This is a genomic window from Flavobacterium sp. 83, assembly GCF_000744835.1.
Taxonomy (GTDB): domain Bacteria; phylum Bacteroidota; class Bacteroidia; order Flavobacteriales; family Flavobacteriaceae; genus Flavobacterium.
This window is the reverse complement of sequence record NZ_JQMS01000001.1, coordinates 3,488,089-3,502,877: the sequence shown is the minus strand read 5'-3', so window position 1 is coordinate 3,502,877 and position 14,789 is coordinate 3,488,089. Positions and strand designations below refer to the sequence as shown.

The following is a 14,789-nucleotide window of genomic DNA, read 5'->3' as shown; positions in this document are numbered from 1 at the left end:
CTATAATTTCATTGCTTCTGCAGCTAATCGTCCTGTTTTTAATGCTGCATTAATAGAACCATTAAGTAAATTGTCTCCACAAATAAATAATGTATCAGAGATTTTTATTTCAGAAGCAGCTAATTCATTTTTTACACTTTCCTGAGTAGGCAAAGCATATTCAATCCGATAGGTTTTGAGCATTTTCCAAGAATTTATTTTCTCGCCATACCATTTTTTCAATTCTTCTTTCATGTTTTTAGCCAAAGTTGCGTCATCAACAGTCGGGATTCCATTATAGGAAACAGAAATTAATATTTTTCCTTTGGGGGCGTATGCTTTAGAAACATTCGAAAGTACTGTTAAATTGTTGACCCATTTCTTTTGGGTTGAAGCATTCAAAATGACAACTGCTTTTTTAGTTGGAGCTTCACTTGCTTCAAAATAAACATTAGTTACTTGATGCGATGTCATTTTTTGTTCAGGAAAAAACTTTTTAGTAAGTGTATTTGCGGTCGTAGCCAAAAGGATTTGGTTGGCTTCTAGAATGGTTCCGTCTTCAATAATTATAGTGTTATCTTTAATGTCAACAACTTTTGCATTGTATCTGATACTGCCTTTTGGCAACATGGCAACTAATTGTTTAGGAATTTCTTCCATACCCATAGCAGGAATAGCTACATCCCCATCTGAAAACATTTTCATCACAAAATCGAACATTCTTCGGGAAGTATTCAATTTATTTTCTAGAAAAATTCCCGAAAGAAAAGGGGCATAAAAACGTTCAATCATTTTGGGACTAAAACCATAATCCGCAAGTTGCTTTATGGTGCTTTGTTCCGGTTGTTTGAAAATTTCTTCTATGGTTATTTTTTGTAATTTATTTTTTAGCCAAAGTGTATTCAGTTTATCTTTTAAAGTGCCAACTGGAGCAAAAAGCGTAGCAAATGCAGCTGATGGTCTTCGAAATGGGTCCGCAATATCAAAACTTCCTCTGTCATAAAGTACCGTTGCACCAGGTAACATTTTTTTAAGGTCTAAATCATTGTAATTGAGCAAGGATTTTGTTTCGGGATAAGCAGTTAAAAGTACTTGAAACCCTCTGTCTAAAAGGAAACCTTCGTATGAATCAGTTTTTATTCTTCCACCTGCACGTTCACTTGCTTCTAGTAGCATTACTTTCCTGCCTTGACGATGCAAATAAACCGCAGCTGATAATCCCGCTAGTCCCGCTCCAATAATGATTACATCTTCTTTCATTGTTTTGATTATGATTTGTACAAAAATAAGACAAAATAGGTTTTAATTAAAAAACGGTAGGATGCTATTTTTATAATTAAAATTTAAAAAACAAGTACCTCTCTAAATTTGTAAATGACTTTTTAATTTGGTTCCGAATGAAATTTTATTTTACCAATAGAACCTGATGCTGTTGGGATTAACTCAAAAATAGAGGTTGGGGCAAGCGTCGGTTCTACGCGATGAGAAACATATATAATGGTCATTTTAGATTCTTTCATTAAGGTATTAATTAGTTGTATAACCAAGGCAGTATTTTCATCATCTAAACCTTCCACAGGTTCATCTAGAATGACTAATGGAGGGTGTTTAAGAACTGCGCGAACAATCATTGCGATTCTTTGCTGACCAATAGAAAGACGATGGAACGTTTTGTTTTTTAGATGACTCATCTGTATAACCTCAAGCCATTGTGCTACAATTTGTTTTTGTAATGTAGTTGGTTCCGTATATAACCCGATAGAATCAAAAAATCCCGATAGAATCATTTGCTCTAAACTATAATTCTTTTTGAATAGATTCGTCATTGCCGTGGAGAAAACTCCAATTTGTTTCTTGATTTCCCAAATACTTTCGCCACTTCCTTTTTTTCTTCCAAAAAGGTATAATTCTTGTCCGTATCCTTTTGGATTATCTCCTGTAATCATGGATAATAGCGTGCTTTTTCCAGAACCGTTTGGACCAATGAGTTGCCAAAATTCACCTTGTTTGATGGTCCATGAAATAGTGTCTACAATTTTTCTTTCGTCATAACTCACGGAAACCCCATTCATTTTTATTAAGATACTTTCTTTGTAATCAAAAGATTCTAAAGGTTTTGGGATTAAAGTAGTTGCGACTGTTTTTTGATTGGTTTCAGTAACGTTAATGTTATTTAAAACAAAAGAATTATCAATTATCTGGGCTTTATTTTCAATAAAAGGAAGTAAATCAGCAGTACGATTTACTAATTGTATGATGCGAACTGAAGCTGATAATTTTTCGAGTGAATCGAGTAAAGTCACTCGTGAGGATTGGTCTAAATGATCAAATGGATTATCAAAAATGATATAATCCGGATTTTGATTGATGCAATAGCGTAAAAATTCCTTTTTTTGTTCACCGGAGGAAAAAGTGCGTAATTTTCGCTTTGATTCAGGAGCCGCTTCAACTATATCGTATTGGTATTCTTTTTCGATGAATTTTTCAATAGCAATATCAGAAAATAGCATTCCTTTCAGTTCATTAAAACCAATTAGTTCTCCCTTGGCTTCTCCTGAAATCAAGGTTTCAATAAAGCCTTTTTTGTTTACCTGATTCGATAAAAGAATATCCCAATGTGTGTTTTTAAGCATTTTAAAATATCTAAATTGAAGTGCTAAGCTGTATTAGCAAAATTAAACGTATACTTTTTTAAACACAAGTTTTACAGCTTTTATATAACACTACTTTTAGCATAATTCAAATCTATATGAAGGGTTTCTTTTTAATTTTTAAGGAGCTAAAAATGAAATTACAGCTTATTACTTTTCTTTATTTATTGGAAATTGCATCAATAAGTCGGTTTGTTGTTCATTTCCTAATGTGAAAACATGTTTGTCAAATTCTACAAAACCATTTTTAGTGTAAAATCGCAGTGCTCTGTGATTCTCTTCCCAGACTCCGAGCCAAATGTAATCTACATCCGTCTTTAGAGCAATTTTTTTCACTTCATCAATCAATAATTGACCTACATTTTTCCCGTGAAAGGCTTTTGAAACATAAATGCGATGGACTTCTAAAGCATTTTTATTTATCATTTCAGTTTGGGCATCGCCAAAATTCACTTTTAAATAACCAACAATTTCATTGCTGGCTGTAGCTAAATAAAACAGGGAATTTGCATTGTTTAATTCAGAAGTTAATTGTTCAGAATTAAAACTATCGGCTACATAATTAGCTATATTTTCAGGGGTGTTTACAGCGGCAAAAGTTTCTGTAAAAGTTTGGGTGCTTATTTTTTGTATTGCCTCAAGATCGGTGAGTGTGGCTTTTCTAATTTCTATTGAATTCATAATAGTAGATCGTCTTTTGGGTTATATTAAAACTCAAAAATACGTAAATAATTTAGGTTGCAATTTTCATTTTCTATTATACTATTCAAGAAATCAATTTAGAGATTCTCGCTTTGTTGTTTTCAATTTGTACTTTTGAAAGAATTAATAAAAAGAACTTGAAAGAGTATAGTATATGAAAATTGTTATATCGCCAGCCAAATCCTTAAATTTTGAAAAAGAATTGCCTACTGCATTGCATACGGAACCCCAGTTTCTAAAAGAGTCGCGACAAGTTCATAAAGTTTTAAAAGAAAAAAAGCCTGCTCAGTTGTCTGATTTAATGAATATTTCTGATAAATTGGCTGATTTGAATTGGAAACGAAACCAAGAATGGAAAACACCGTTCACCACAGAAAACGCTCGTCCTGCAGTTTTTACTTTTGACGGAGATGTGTATACTGGATTAGAGGCGTATTCAATTCCAATAGAAAAATTAGAGATGTTACAAGATCGTTTGAGGATATTATCGGGATTATATGGTTTATTGAAACCATTAGATCTCATGCAAGCCTATCGATTAGAAATGGGAACAAAATTACCCATTGGCGAAAGCAAAAATTTATATGAATTTTGGAAAAAAACGGTTACAAAAGCATTGAATAAAGAACTTAAAGACGATGAATTGTTTATTAATTTAGCCAGTACCGAATATTTTTCGGTGATCGATGTCAAAGCGTTAAAAGTTCCCGTAATCACACCAGAATTTAAAGATTATAAAAATGGTAAACTTAAAATAATCAGTTTTTTTGCCAAGAAGGCGAGAGGAATGATGGTGCGTTATATCATTGATACTAATGCAAAAACAATTGATGATTTAAAAGGATTCAATTATGAAGGGTATCAATTTGATGCTAATTTATCGAAAGGGAATCATTTGGTATTCACTAGATAATAGTTCCCCGATAAAATAAAAAATGCCTATTTCATTAATGAAATAGGCATTTTTTTATTGTTTACTATTAATGCATTGCATCTGCAGGATTAATTTTGTTCTTCCCTTTTTTAATTAGAAAGATTATCGGAATACAGCATAAAAACATGATTCCGAGGTAAAGAAAAATATCCATATAAGATAGAACAGTACTTTGTTTCATGACTGAATAATCAATGACTTGATACGCTTTTTTCAAAGATTCGTTAGCAGTAAATCCTTTAGACATGAATCCCTTCTGCAACATCATTACACGTTGCTGTACTTCTAATCGGCTTCCGTCTAAGTGCGAAACTAAATTTACTCGATGTTCCTGACTGAATCTAGTGATGAAAGTAGTAATGATAGCAATTCCAAAAGAACCTCCCAATTGTCGCATCATTCCGGTAAAAGCGGCACCTTCACCAATATTTTTTCCTTTTAAAGTTGAAAGAGAAAGTGTTGTTATAGGAACAAAAAGCAGTCCTAATCCAATACCTCTTAATATTAATGACCAATATAAATGCTCAACTCCAGTATCCGGAGTCATGTTATTGTGCATCATTAGCGTAAAGAAAAAGAAAATTAAAAAACCAACGCCTACCATATAACCTTGTGGAACGCCCCTTTGAATTAATTTACCAATAATTGGCATCATTATAGCAGTGGTGATTGAACCCGGAATAAGTAATAAACCTGCATCAGTAGCAGTCCATCCTAAAATCGATTGTGTGTATATAGGAATAATTAGCGTTGAACCATAAAGTCCAAATCCCAGTATAAAACACATTAAGGTCCCAATGCGTAGATTCCCATCTTTTAAAACGCTTAAGTTTACGATGGGGTGTTTGTAGGTTAACTCTCTCCATATAAATAAAATCAAACCAAAAACGGATACAACACTTAAAAATGTAATTATTTTATCATTGAACCAGTCATCTTGTTGCCCATGTTCCAATACATATTGTAATGAACCAATGAAAGCTGTCAAAAGAAAAATACCCAACCAATCCACTTGTTTAGCCTTTAATTTTTCTCCAAATTTAGGACTTCTTACAAAGCTCAATGCTAGAATAGTAGCAATGATCCCAAGAGGAATATTGATGTAAAAGATGTATGGCCAAGAAAAATTATCAACAAGATAACCTCCTAATGGCGGACCAAGTGTAGGTCCAACAATTACACCCATTCCATAAATAGCTTGAGCCATACCACGTTTTGCAACTGGATAACTCTCTGTTATAATAGTTTGCGCAGTAACTAATAATGCTCCACCACCAAGTCCTTGGATAAACCGAAAAATGATAAGTTCCCATATATTATTGGCATTACCACACAAAAAGGAGGAAACGGTGAAAATAATAATAGAAACTACAAAATAATTTCGTCTTCCAAATTGTTGGGAAAGCCAACTCGTCATTGGTATTACAATAACATTTGCAATAGCATAAGCAGTAATTACCCAAGCAACATCATTCAATGTGGCGCCCAGACTTCCTCTCATGTTCGTTAACGCTACATTGACAATAGTAGTATCTACGATTTCCAGTAATGCACAAAGTACTGCTGTAATCGTAATTAGAACTCGTCTGTAGCCGTATTCTACTAAATCATCTTCTACTTTTACTTTTGCCATTTTTAGTTTACATGTACGTCAACATCAACATTCATTCCTGGTCTTAATAATTTTATTTTTTCAACATCATTAGAGGTGTTCAAACTGATTTTAACAGGTAATCTTTGAATGGTTTTGACAAAGTTACCAGTAGCATTATCCGGAGGTAGGATAGAAAAACGAGAACCGGTTGCAGGTGAAAATGAAGTTAATGTACCTTCAAAATCGTAATCTGGATACGCATCAACTTTAAGGGTTACTTTTTGTCCAATTACCATTTTATTCAATTGTGTTTCTTTGAAATTAGCGATAACCCAAGCACTAGAGTTGTTGATTATATAAAACAAGGATTGTCCTGGTTGAACCAATTGTCCCGGTTGAATATCAATTTTTGAAACCTGACCATCGATAGCTGCAGTTATTACAGTATATGATAAATTAAGGATTGCAGCATCAAGCATTGCTTTTGCTTTTTTGATATTGGCAGCAGCCACTTGAGTTTGTTTATCAGAAACTTTTGATTTAGCTACAATAACTGATTTTTGATATGAACTTGCTTTTTCTTGTTGTTGTAAAATACGGATTTGACTTTCTGCTTCTTGCTTTGCTGCTAAAGCTTGCTCGTATTGTTGTTTTGTAATCGAATGATTTTTATATAAATTTTCATAACGATTGTAATCATTTGATATTCTGCCTAATCTGATTTTTGCAGTTTCGATATTTCCACCTGCTGATTGGACATTAGCATCAGAAACAGAAATATTTGCCAAAGCACTGCCAATATCAGCTTTTGAAACTTCAAAATTTCCTTCTGCAGCTAATAATGCCGCATTAGCTTCATCGATTTTTAATTGATAATCTCTTTTGTCAATTGTAAAAAGTGTATCGCCTTTCTTTACAAAATCATTGTCTTTGATGTATACTTTATCCACATATCCAGGAACTTTTGGAATAATAGGATTCATGTTTTTTTCAATCTGTGCATCATCAGTTTCTTCGTGTGATAAGGAGTGCATGTATTTATATGTTCCATAAGTTCCTCCTAAAACGATAAGAGCCACTAGGATAATAATGAATTTTGTATTTGTTTTTTTCTTTTCCATGTGATTGCTGATTATATTTTTGAAAGATTGAAAGATTGTGATAATTGTCCGGTAACAGAAAGCAGTTCGTAGTATTTTTGTATAATATTTGCTTTAGCTAATGCTTTATTAATTTTTGAACCCAGTTGTTCTACATCGGCTTCCAATAAATCATTAGTATCCGAAAGTCCGTTGTCGTACTTGTCTTTTACGATTCTGTAATTTTCTGTAGATTGTTCTACGGCTTGAACATAAACTTCATTTTGTTTTAATGCTAAATCGTAGTCTTCTATTGCTTTTTGAACTTGCATTTTGATGTAATCCGTAAGAACAGCTTGTGAATTTTGTACTTCTAATGATTTGCTCTCGGCTAATTTTACCATTGCCCCGTTTTTAAGGATTGAGCTTATGTCATAAGAAACTCCAACACCAAAGTTCATTGCGTTTTGAACCGTCACTACATTTTTTAAGTCTAATGCTGTATAACCGCCAATAAGTGAAATTGCTGGATAATAGGCACTTCTTGCTATTTTTATATTAGCCTTGCTTGCTTTTTCCTGAAACCGAATTGCTTCCAAATCTTTACGATTTTGTAATGCGGGCTCATCCGTAGTAGTGATATTGTCCATTTGAAAATTAGCAAAATCACTTTCTCTAATTTCTAGTTTAGTTTCAACCGGTAATTTTAAAAGTGTTACCAAATAAAAATTTACAATATTTAAATTGTTATTTTCTTCGTCTATTGACAATTGAATTTTTGAAACTTGCAGTTGTGATTTTAATAAATCATTTCTTGGAATTATGCCATTTTTTTCCATATCGCTAAAATCAACGACACGTTGTTGTGCACTTTTTTGATTTTCTTTGAGTAGTTCAATGGTTTTTTGCGATTTGTATAAAGTTGCGTAGTAATTGATTACTTTCATCGCAATTTCTTCCTTAGTTTGTGAAGCTGTTGCATTTTCAGCCTGATACAAATTCTCAGAAACCTTTATACTGTTTTGAATTTTAAAACCTGCAAAAACGGGTACACTTGCATTAACCTGTCCAAGCATCAATTGATCTACAGTTGGCATTGGCTCTGAGCTACTGCTTTTATTGACTTTTAGGTTAATAGAAGCTTTTGCCAATCTTTGGTATTGTCCGGAGACTTTTAAATCAGGATATTGATTGTTTTTTACTGATTGCAATTCGTATTTTTTAGTTGCCACTCTGGTATTGGCTAAACTAATTTCATTACTTTTTAACCAAGCCATGTGAATGGCTTCATCGAGAGTAAAACTCGTTTTTTCTTGAGCTTCTACTGAAGAAATTCCTATAAAGAAAATCCCAAAGAGCATTAATTGACTAACTTTCATATATTAGAAGGGCTTTTATAGTTTGTTGGATGTGCTTTGTCAAATTGGTTTTTATGTAATTATTATATAAATCTTCGGTTTTCAAATTTAATAAATTTTCAAAGAACGGTTTATTCATATGAAAATGAAAAAAAGTTCCAAGAATTGTAGGTGTTATCAGCGGAATGATAATATCTTTTCTAAAAACACCTTTCGTTTGACCTTCTTCGATTATGGCTTCAAGTGATTTTAGATTTCCTTTTTTTAATTCAGTAAAAGATTTAAAATTTAAATCGCGTTTGTTGGTGGCAAATTCAAAATGCAAAATTCTATAAATTCCTTTATTGCAATTGATTCTATTGATATAGAGCTCGATTAACTTATTGATTTTTTCAATAGGTTCTAATTTTTCTTGTATTAATGTATCTAATTGGGTTTTTAAATCGGAAGTTCTGTATAAAATTAAGGATTCTAATAACCGTTCTTTGGATCCAAAATAATAGGAAACCATCGCGATATTTATTTTTGCTTCTTTTGAAATATTCCTGATTGATGTACCATCAAAACCTTTTTCAGCAAACAGCGTTTCGGCTACCTGAAGAATTTTGATTTGTTTCTCGTTAAAATCAGTATTTGATTCCATGCTTTTTAAATATGGCACAAAATTAAACAAGTGTTTAATTTAAACACCTGTTTAATTTTTGTTTAACATAATTTTAACAAAAAAAAGTTCACGATTTTATGTAAAACGGATTTAACCAAAAATATTTTTTCTCTTAATAGTGAATAGTGGGGATCTTTTTTTAAATTTAAATATAAGAAGTTTTATAAGGGTTTTCAAGTTTAACTTTTATAGGAACCCAAATTTATTATTCGCTATTTTGATTGCTTTTTTTGTGGGGTATAAAATTAAGTTTGCAGTGAGTTTTTTTTAATAAAAGAAATAATATCTCAAAATAACGGAAAAAAATAAAGACTGACAGCTATCTCAAATTGTGAATATCTATTTTAGGAATGGTGAATTTCTTTTGCGTTAAAATCTATCTTTGACATCCTTAAAAAAAAGAGATGAGCACAATTTGGTACGAATGCAAAGTAAAATATAGAAAAACAGATGAAACTGGAGCGCAAAAGATTACGACAGAACCTTATTTGGTAGATGCCTTGTCTTATACAGAAGCAGAAAGCAGAATTAATGAAGAGATGTCTGCCTATATCAGTGAAGAATTTAAAATTACAAATATAAAAGTGGCTAATTATGCCGAAATTCATCCTTTTGAAAATGCAGACCGTTGGTTTAGATCCAAAGTTTCATTATTGGCGTATGACGAAGAAAGTGGCAAAGAACGCAAGACTAACATGTATTTATTAGTCCAAGCCAATGATGTAAGGGAAGCTTATGATAACACGATTAGTGTGATGAAAGGTACGATGGGTGATTATACAATTCCTGCTGTGTCAGAATCACCTATTATGGATGTTTTTCCTTATTTCAGTGGGGAAGAAGGAGAATTGGAACAATTAGAACGATTCAATGCGCTTAAAAGTTCTAAACCGGAAGTAGCTGCCGAGATGGAAGATCACATGGAATTTGAAACTGCTCCTGAAGAAGAAGCTGCAGTTTAAGAGAAGTTCTTTTAAAAAAATCACCACAAATTCGCAAATTATAGAAACAGTTGCAAACTATTTTTATTTGCGAATTTGCGGTTTTTTAATTTTAACCATAAGTTTTTCATAATTCCAATTAGTCTTGTTTAGCTAAGACTTTCTCGTATGCTTTTCTGGAGCTTCCTCTAAAATATACCTCACCACAATAGGTATAGCCTGAATTTTCAAAAATTTTCATCATTGCGGGATTGTCAAAATTAGTGTCTGCTTTTATGCTGTAAATGTTGTTGCTTGCCGCAAAATCTTCTATGTATTTGAGAATCATTTTGGATAAGCCTTTGCCTAAATATTTCTCAGAAATGGCTACGCGATGCAATACTACAAAATCTCCATTCGTTAGCCACTTTCCTTCAATGTTCTCATAGGCAGGTTCATCATTGATTAGTACCGCGCTATAACCGATGATAGTTTCTCCATCAACCAAAATAAATCCTTCTCCTTTTTCAATGTCTTTTTGTATGACTTCTGGATTTGGATAACCGTCTTGCCATTGCTCACTGCCATCTTCTTTTCTTCGTTGTATGGCTTGTTGTAAAATTTCCCAAATTGGAGCTATTTCAGATAGTTCCGCTTTTCTAAAGTGATAATTCATTACTGTAATTTAAGTTTTTTCGGTTAATGGGTTTACTTTAAAAGTACAAAACTATCTTTAAAATTTTCCCAATCGGAATTGTTGTATGTATTTATTTTTTAGAAGAATATGTTGCTGAGCAGAAGTGTTTGTTGTTTATGCTGCGTAAATTTCCTTGCTTTCCGAATTGTTTATTGTGAATGCTGCGCAAATGTCTCTGACTTTGCGCAGTTTTTAGTAGCTGTTTTTAAATTATTTGCGTCATAAAAGTCTCTGACTTTTGAATACTATTTCAATACTGATTATACTTTGTAAAAGCGTTAAGATTTAAAATATCAACAACTGGATTATGTGCTTTTTCTATTTTTAATAATCCAGAATCGTTTATATAATTACTTGCGCTGGAGTAAATATATTGTGAAGCCTTTTCAACTAAACCGGCTCTCACTGGATTCAAATGGATGTAATCTAATTTAGACCACATAAATTTATTGATATAAATCTCTTCAGGATGATTTCCATATTGCCAAAATTGATAATTTTTGTTTCTTGTATGTTTTTCTGCTGCTAATTTGAAGCGTTCCAGTATCCATTCTTTTCGGCTTTCTGGTACGGCTTGGATTTTATCTAAAATGTTTTTTGCGGTAAATTTTTTAAAATCTCTTATTCAATCTGATAATTTCCCATCCTCAGATTGAATAATTAAATGAATGTGATTACTCATAATAACATAACCATATAAAATCATTCCTTTGTTTTTTATGCAGTAATCCAAAGATTCTATTATACTGTCTCTGTAGGTTTGCCTAGTGAAAATATCTATCCAATCGACAACGGTTGCCGTTATATAATGTGGTAAAGTCTGATCCCGAATTACATAGCCTTCTTTCATTTTGACGTATTTTTAGTATAAAAATAACGATTTTAATGACTTGTTTGTGTTTTTAAATTTAAGATAATGAAAGTCAGAGACTTTAGGGCGTTTTAATTTAATAACAAGTTCTGAAAATTGCGCAAAGTCAGAGACATTTGCGCAGCACTCCCGATAATGTTATGTACTCTTCGAAGAGCGGGGGGTTTTTAAATTTAAGATAATGAAAGTCAGAGACTTTAGGGCGTTTTAATTTAATAACAAGTTCTGAAAATTGCGCAAAGTCAGAGACATTTGCGCAGCACTCCCGATAACGTTATGTACTCTTCGAAGAGCTGAGACACTTTGCGGAGCGGGCGTTTTAATTTAATAACAAGTTCTGAAAATTGCGCAAAGTCAGAGACATTTGCGCAGCACTCCCGATAACGTTATGTACTCTTCGAAGAGCTGAGACACTTTGCGGAGCGGGCGTTTTAATTTAATAACAAGTTCTGAAAATTGCGCAAAGTCAGAGACATTTGCGCAGCACTCCCGATAACGTTATGTACCCTTCGAAGAGCGGGGCAGCACTCCCGATAATGTTATGTACTCTTCGAAGAGCGGGGGTGATGAAAGTCAGAGACTTTAGGGCGTTTTAATTTAATAACAAGTTCTGAAAATTGCGCAAAGTCAGAGACATTTGCGCAGCACTCCCGATAATGTTATGTACTCTTCGAAGAGCGGGGGCAAATGCCTAAATCGCTTGTAACGTGTGTTAGCTACAGTATTTAAAATTTTAATAATTTTCGAGAACTCTATCTGTAATAATATCTGTTCTTTCATAAGCTCCAAATAAACGATCTTCAAAAACTTCTATACAAATCATTAATAAAAGCTTAGAATTTTCTTCGTTTATGAATTCGTCAGAAATCACACATTTCCCCCCAATGTTTTTAAAATAGAGCGAGTTCTCCCTTATTTCAATAAATTTTCCGGATTTTAAATTCTCAAGAATTTCTTGAATTTTTTCTTTTCCATATATTTTTTCTGTTTTTAGATAATTAAAAGTGATATCATTAGCTACTGTAATATGCTTTATTTTATGGTTAAATAAACCATCTTTATTTCGCTTCACCGTTTGCTTGTTTTTACTTAAACCTCTATATATACAAATTTCAGCTTTTGTTGTTTCTTCAAAAGCTGTAATGGTAAGAAATATTGATTGTTGATAAAGTGAATTTTTGAAAAGAATAATTGATGAATCAATTATTCTTTCAATATGCAATAAGCATTTTTCATACTCGTAAACATCATTAAACTCAGTTAGATTTTCTGATTCAATTGCTATAAGTTCGTTGATTTTTTGAAAAGTGTTGTTCATAATATTGTAGCTAACTTGTATATATCTTCTTAACGCCTGTAAGTAACTGTATTTATTGATACTCTTAAATTTTAAAACTTCAATAGTACAACATAAGTACAACAAATCAGAACCTTTTTACTTGACTATAAATCCCTATACCATTGAGCTGCGCTTGGCGGTTCATCGCTTGATACTCCGCAAGCTTGCCACAATAATATTGATGTGTCGCTTTAGCATAGCCATTTTGTAAAAGTAACTCATTTAAACATACGCCACCAGGAAGAATCACATATCCCAATTGCCTGTTCCAGTAGTCATAATAGTTCTCTTGTTCCGTAATGATAGTTACAACCGTTTTTGGCGGTGCAACCGACAAAACGAAGTTCAAGGATTGCAAACCAAATTGCAGCAATAATTGGGCAGGTAAACTGCTTTTCTCTTCGTCCTCTTTCATCTTTCTGTTAATCTTTACTTCTGGTGCATCTAAGCCATAAAGACGAATTTCTTTTTTCATTTGAGTGAAACGATGGCAAATGATGATGCTATCGCCGTCAAGGACTTCTTCAATTTGCCAATGGGTTTCCACTATGTACGGTGCTTTTGCGTTGTATTGCATTGATTTACAGTATTTTAAATTATTTATATTCAAAGATAATCATTGAAATTTGTCTTATGAATTTAATCTAATTATTAACTTTTTAAATCTTAAAAAAATGGCAAGACAAAAAGGTGTTATTAAGTATGTTGGAACTCTTGGAGACATCCGACACTTCAAAATTAAAGGACAAGAAGGCTATTTCGCTGGAATGGTTGGCGGTCCTAGTGGTGATCAGGTAAACACTGCACCAGAGTTCGAAAGAACTCGTGAGAATATGAATGAATTTGGCGCAAGTGCCAAAGCTGGGAAATCGGTTCGTGCTGGTTTATCCCAAGTGATGAAACAAATGTCCGACAGTCAAGTGACCGGGCGTTTAACTTCCATTATGAAAAAAATCAATTTGGAAGACCAAACCGAAGCGAGAGGTTACAGAAAAATTGAAATTTCTACACAACGTAGATACCTTAAAGGTTTTGAGTTCAATAAAAACACTTCCTTTAATGGTATTTTCAATGCTCCATATACTTTAACTCATACCGCTGGTAGAGAAAGTGGAGAATTGGTAGTTGATGCTTTTAATCCTGTGAATTTGGTAAATGCGCCATCTGGTACAACCCACTTTCGTTTGATTAGTTCGCTTTCAGTTGTGAGTGATTTTGAATACAATGCTACCACCAACAGCTATGATCCAATGGATGCAGTTTTGAATGAGGTAAACGATATTCAATACAGCGACTTTTTGGATTTGTATGCTCCAGTTCCTGTAACTACAGTTTCTGCAACATTACCAGGAGGAGTTGTTCCAACGGCGAACACAACTGTTTTGCAGTGCGTCGGAATTGAGTTTTATCAATTAGTTGGAGCCAATTTCTACTTGTTCTCCAGTGGGAACTGCTTGAAAGTTGAGGAAGCTTTTTAGAAAAACCCTTGAAGGATCCCTCGCCAAAAACGAGGGATTTTTCATTTAACCTCAAATCTATCCCAATTATGGAAACCAAAATAATAAGAGTTGCACAAGGCAAAGAAAGTACATTGAGCCAGTTATACATTAACGGTATCTTTCAATGTTACTTGTTAGAGGATAAAATTAGAGAAGTGAAAATGGCTTCTCAAACTGCTATACCAAAAGGTGTTTTTAGTTTGAAGTTGAACACTTACGGAGCTAAAAATGTGGATTACAAAAAAGCTTTCGGAAAGCTGCACGAAGGAATGATTGAAATTACTGGCTTACCAAATTTCAGTTTTGTGTATATCCATACCGGAAACACTATTAAAGAAACTGCTGGTTGTCCGCTTTGCGGTTTTGGATTTCAGTTTTTAGATGGAAATTTTCAAATTTCACAAAGTATTGCAGCTTACAAAATGATTTATCCAAAATTGGTAGCATTGGCAAAAATTGAAACTAATAAAATAACTATTGAAAATAATTTTCAATTCTAAAA

16 protein-coding genes are annotated in these 14,789 nt (G+C 33.0%); 4 read left to right on the top strand and 12 right to left on the bottom strand.

The genetic code is table 11. The features are described from left to right. From T410_RS15115 to T410_RS15105, 3 genes are all read right to left on the bottom strand, one after another. Window positions 1-1,248, bottom strand: a complete 1,248-nt coding sequence (locus T410_RS15115) for an NAD(P)/FAD-dependent oxidoreductase (protein WP_255360756.1) — start codon at window positions 1,246-1,248, stop codon at window positions 1-3. A gap of 113 nt (window positions 1,249-1,361) precedes the next feature. Next, complete coding sequence (locus T410_RS15110; RefSeq protein ID WP_035673296.1) at window positions 1,362-2,612, bottom strand: ATP-binding cassette domain-containing protein; 1,251 nt, start codon at window positions 2,610-2,612, stop codon at window positions 1,362-1,364. 168 nt (window positions 2,613-2,780) lie between these two features. Further along, entirely contained in the window at window positions 2,781-3,311 is a 531-nt protein-coding gene (locus tag T410_RS15105) for a GNAT family N-acetyltransferase (RefSeq protein WP_035673294.1), read from the bottom strand. Window positions 3,312-3,486: 175 nt separating this feature from the next. Between T410_RS15105 and yaaA the strand changes: the two genes are divergently transcribed. Continuing rightward, on the top strand, window positions 3,487-4,245 hold the full coding sequence (gene yaaA / locus T410_RS15100; RefSeq protein ID WP_035673292.1) for a peroxide stress protein YaaA: 759 nt from the start codon (window positions 3,487-3,489) through the stop codon (window positions 4,243-4,245). Window positions 4,246-4,312: 67 nt separating this feature from the next. Here the strand turns inward: yaaA and T410_RS15095 are convergent, their stop codons facing one another. Genes T410_RS15095 through T410_RS15080 form a run of 4 tightly spaced genes read right to left on the bottom strand, consistent with a single transcriptional unit; the run spans window position 4,313 to window position 8,940 of the window. Then, entirely contained in the window at window positions 4,313-5,899 is a 1,587-nt protein-coding gene (locus T410_RS15095; RefSeq protein ID WP_035673290.1) for an MDR family MFS transporter, read from the bottom strand. Between the two features lie 2 nt (window positions 5,900-5,901). Further along, window positions 5,902-6,981 carry an HlyD family secretion protein gene (locus tag T410_RS15090; protein ID WP_035673288.1) on the bottom strand — a complete coding sequence of 360 codons (1,080 nt, stop codon included), beginning with the start codon at window positions 6,979-6,981 and terminating at the stop codon, window positions 5,902-5,904. An 11-nt stretch (window positions 6,982-6,992) separates the two neighbouring features. Further along, window positions 6,993-8,318, bottom strand: a complete 1,326-nt coding sequence (locus T410_RS15085) for a TolC family protein (RefSeq protein ID WP_035673286.1) — start codon at window positions 8,316-8,318, stop codon at window positions 6,993-6,995. After that, window positions 8,308-8,940 carry a TetR/AcrR family transcriptional regulator gene (locus tag T410_RS15080; RefSeq protein WP_035673284.1) on the bottom strand — a complete coding sequence of 211 codons (633 nt, stop codon included), beginning with the start codon at window positions 8,938-8,940 and terminating at the stop codon, window positions 8,308-8,310. Before T410_RS15080 ends, T410_RS15085 begins: the two co-directional genes overlap by 11 nt. 425 nt (window positions 8,941-9,365) lie before the next feature. Here T410_RS15080 and T410_RS15075 point away from each other — a divergent pair, with 425 nt between their 5' ends. Then, the gene (locus T410_RS15075) at window positions 9,366-9,923 is read left to right on the top strand and encodes a DUF4494 domain-containing protein (RefSeq protein WP_035673282.1); all 558 of its coding nucleotides are present in this window, start codon (window positions 9,366-9,368) and stop codon (window positions 9,921-9,923) included. 118 nt (window positions 9,924-10,041) lie between these two features. Here the strand turns inward: T410_RS15075 and T410_RS15070 are convergent, their stop codons facing one another. The 5 genes from T410_RS15070 to T410_RS15055 form a co-directional block, all read right to left on the bottom strand. Then, window positions 10,042-10,557, bottom strand: coding sequence for a GNAT family N-acetyltransferase (locus T410_RS15070; protein ID WP_035673281.1), 516 nt, complete (start codon window positions 10,555-10,557; stop codon window positions 10,042-10,044). A 271-nt stretch (window positions 10,558-10,828) separates the two neighbouring features. Then, complete coding sequence (locus T410_RS17370) at window positions 10,829-11,020, bottom strand: hypothetical protein (protein ID WP_369793034.1); 192 nt, start codon at window positions 11,018-11,020, stop codon at window positions 10,829-10,831. A gap of 183 nt (window positions 11,021-11,203) precedes the next feature. Continuing rightward, entirely contained in the window at window positions 11,204-11,428 is a 225-nt protein-coding gene (locus T410_RS17365; protein ID WP_369793033.1) for a hypothetical protein, read from the bottom strand. A 754-nt stretch (window positions 11,429-12,182) separates the two neighbouring features. Continuing rightward, the gene (locus T410_RS15060) at window positions 12,183-12,767 is read right to left on the bottom strand and encodes an AbiV family abortive infection protein (protein ID WP_035673280.1); all 585 of its coding nucleotides are present in this window, start codon (window positions 12,765-12,767) and stop codon (window positions 12,183-12,185) included. A 106-nt stretch (window positions 12,768-12,873) separates the two neighbouring features. After that, entirely contained in the window at window positions 12,874-13,365 is a 492-nt protein-coding gene (locus T410_RS15055; protein ID WP_035673279.1) for a thermonuclease family protein, read from the bottom strand. Between the two features lie 97 nt (window positions 13,366-13,462). Here T410_RS15055 and T410_RS15050 point away from each other — a divergent pair, with 97 nt between their 5' ends. Both T410_RS15050 and T410_RS15045 read left to right on the top strand, forming a co-directional pair. Beyond that, window positions 13,463-14,266, top strand: coding sequence for a hypothetical protein (locus T410_RS15050; protein WP_051929459.1), 804 nt, complete (start codon window positions 13,463-13,465; stop codon window positions 14,264-14,266). A 68-nt stretch (window positions 14,267-14,334) separates the two neighbouring features. Further along, window positions 14,335-14,787 (top strand): DUF5675 family protein, encoded by a 453-nt coding sequence (locus T410_RS15045; RefSeq protein ID WP_035673277.1) that lies wholly within the window; start codon window positions 14,335-14,337, stop codon window positions 14,785-14,787. Window positions 14,788-14,789: the final 2 nt, after the last annotated feature.

Excerpts from the sequence above, each read along its gene's own strand:
- T410_RS15110 (WP_035673296.1), bottom strand. The coding sequence starts at position 2,612 with ATGCTTAAAAACACACATTGGGATATTCTTTTATCGAATCAGGTAAAC.
- T410_RS15105 (WP_035673294.1), bottom strand. The coding sequence starts at position 3,311 with ATGAATTCAATAGAAATTAGAAAAGCCACACTCACCGATCTTGAGGCA.
- yaaA (WP_035673292.1), top strand. The coding sequence starts at position 3,487 with ATGAAAATTGTTATATCGCCAGCCAAATCCTTAAATTTTGAAAAAGAA.
- T410_RS15095 (WP_035673290.1), bottom strand. The coding sequence starts at position 5,899 with ATGGCAAAAGTAAAAGTAGAAGATGATTTAGTAGAATACGGCTACAGA.
- T410_RS15090 (WP_035673288.1), bottom strand. The coding sequence starts at position 6,981 with ATGGAAAAGAAAAAAACAAATACAAAATTCATTATTATCCTAGTGGCT.
- T410_RS15085 (WP_035673286.1), bottom strand. The coding sequence starts at position 8,318 with ATGAAAGTTAGTCAATTAATGCTCTTTGGGATTTTCTTTATAGGAATT.
- T410_RS15080 (WP_035673284.1), bottom strand. The coding sequence starts at position 8,940 with ATGGAATCAAATACTGATTTTAACGAGAAACAAATCAAAATTCTTCAG.
- T410_RS15075 (WP_035673282.1), top strand. The coding sequence starts at position 9,366 with ATGAGCACAATTTGGTACGAATGCAAAGTAAAATATAGAAAAACAGAT.
- T410_RS15070 (WP_035673281.1), bottom strand. The coding sequence starts at position 10,557 with ATGAATTATCACTTTAGAAAAGCGGAACTATCTGAAATAGCTCCAATT.
- T410_RS17370 (WP_369793034.1), bottom strand. The coding sequence starts at position 11,020 with ATGTGGTCTAAATTAGATTACATCCATTTGAATCCAGTGAGAGCCGGT.
- T410_RS17365 (WP_369793033.1), bottom strand. The coding sequence starts at position 11,428 with ATGAAAGAAGGCTATGTAATTCGGGATCAGACTTTACCACATTATATA.
- T410_RS15060 (WP_035673280.1), bottom strand. The coding sequence starts at position 12,767 with ATGAACAACACTTTTCAAAAAATCAACGAACTTATAGCAATTGAATCA.
- T410_RS15055 (WP_035673279.1), bottom strand. The coding sequence starts at position 13,365 with ATGCAATACAACGCAAAAGCACCGTACATAGTGGAAACCCATTGGCAA.
- T410_RS15050 (WP_051929459.1), top strand. The coding sequence starts at position 13,463 with ATGGCAAGACAAAAAGGTGTTATTAAGTATGTTGGAACTCTTGGAGAC.
- T410_RS15045 (WP_035673277.1), top strand. The coding sequence starts at position 14,335 with ATGGAAACCAAAATAATAAGAGTTGCACAAGGCAAAGAAAGTACATTG.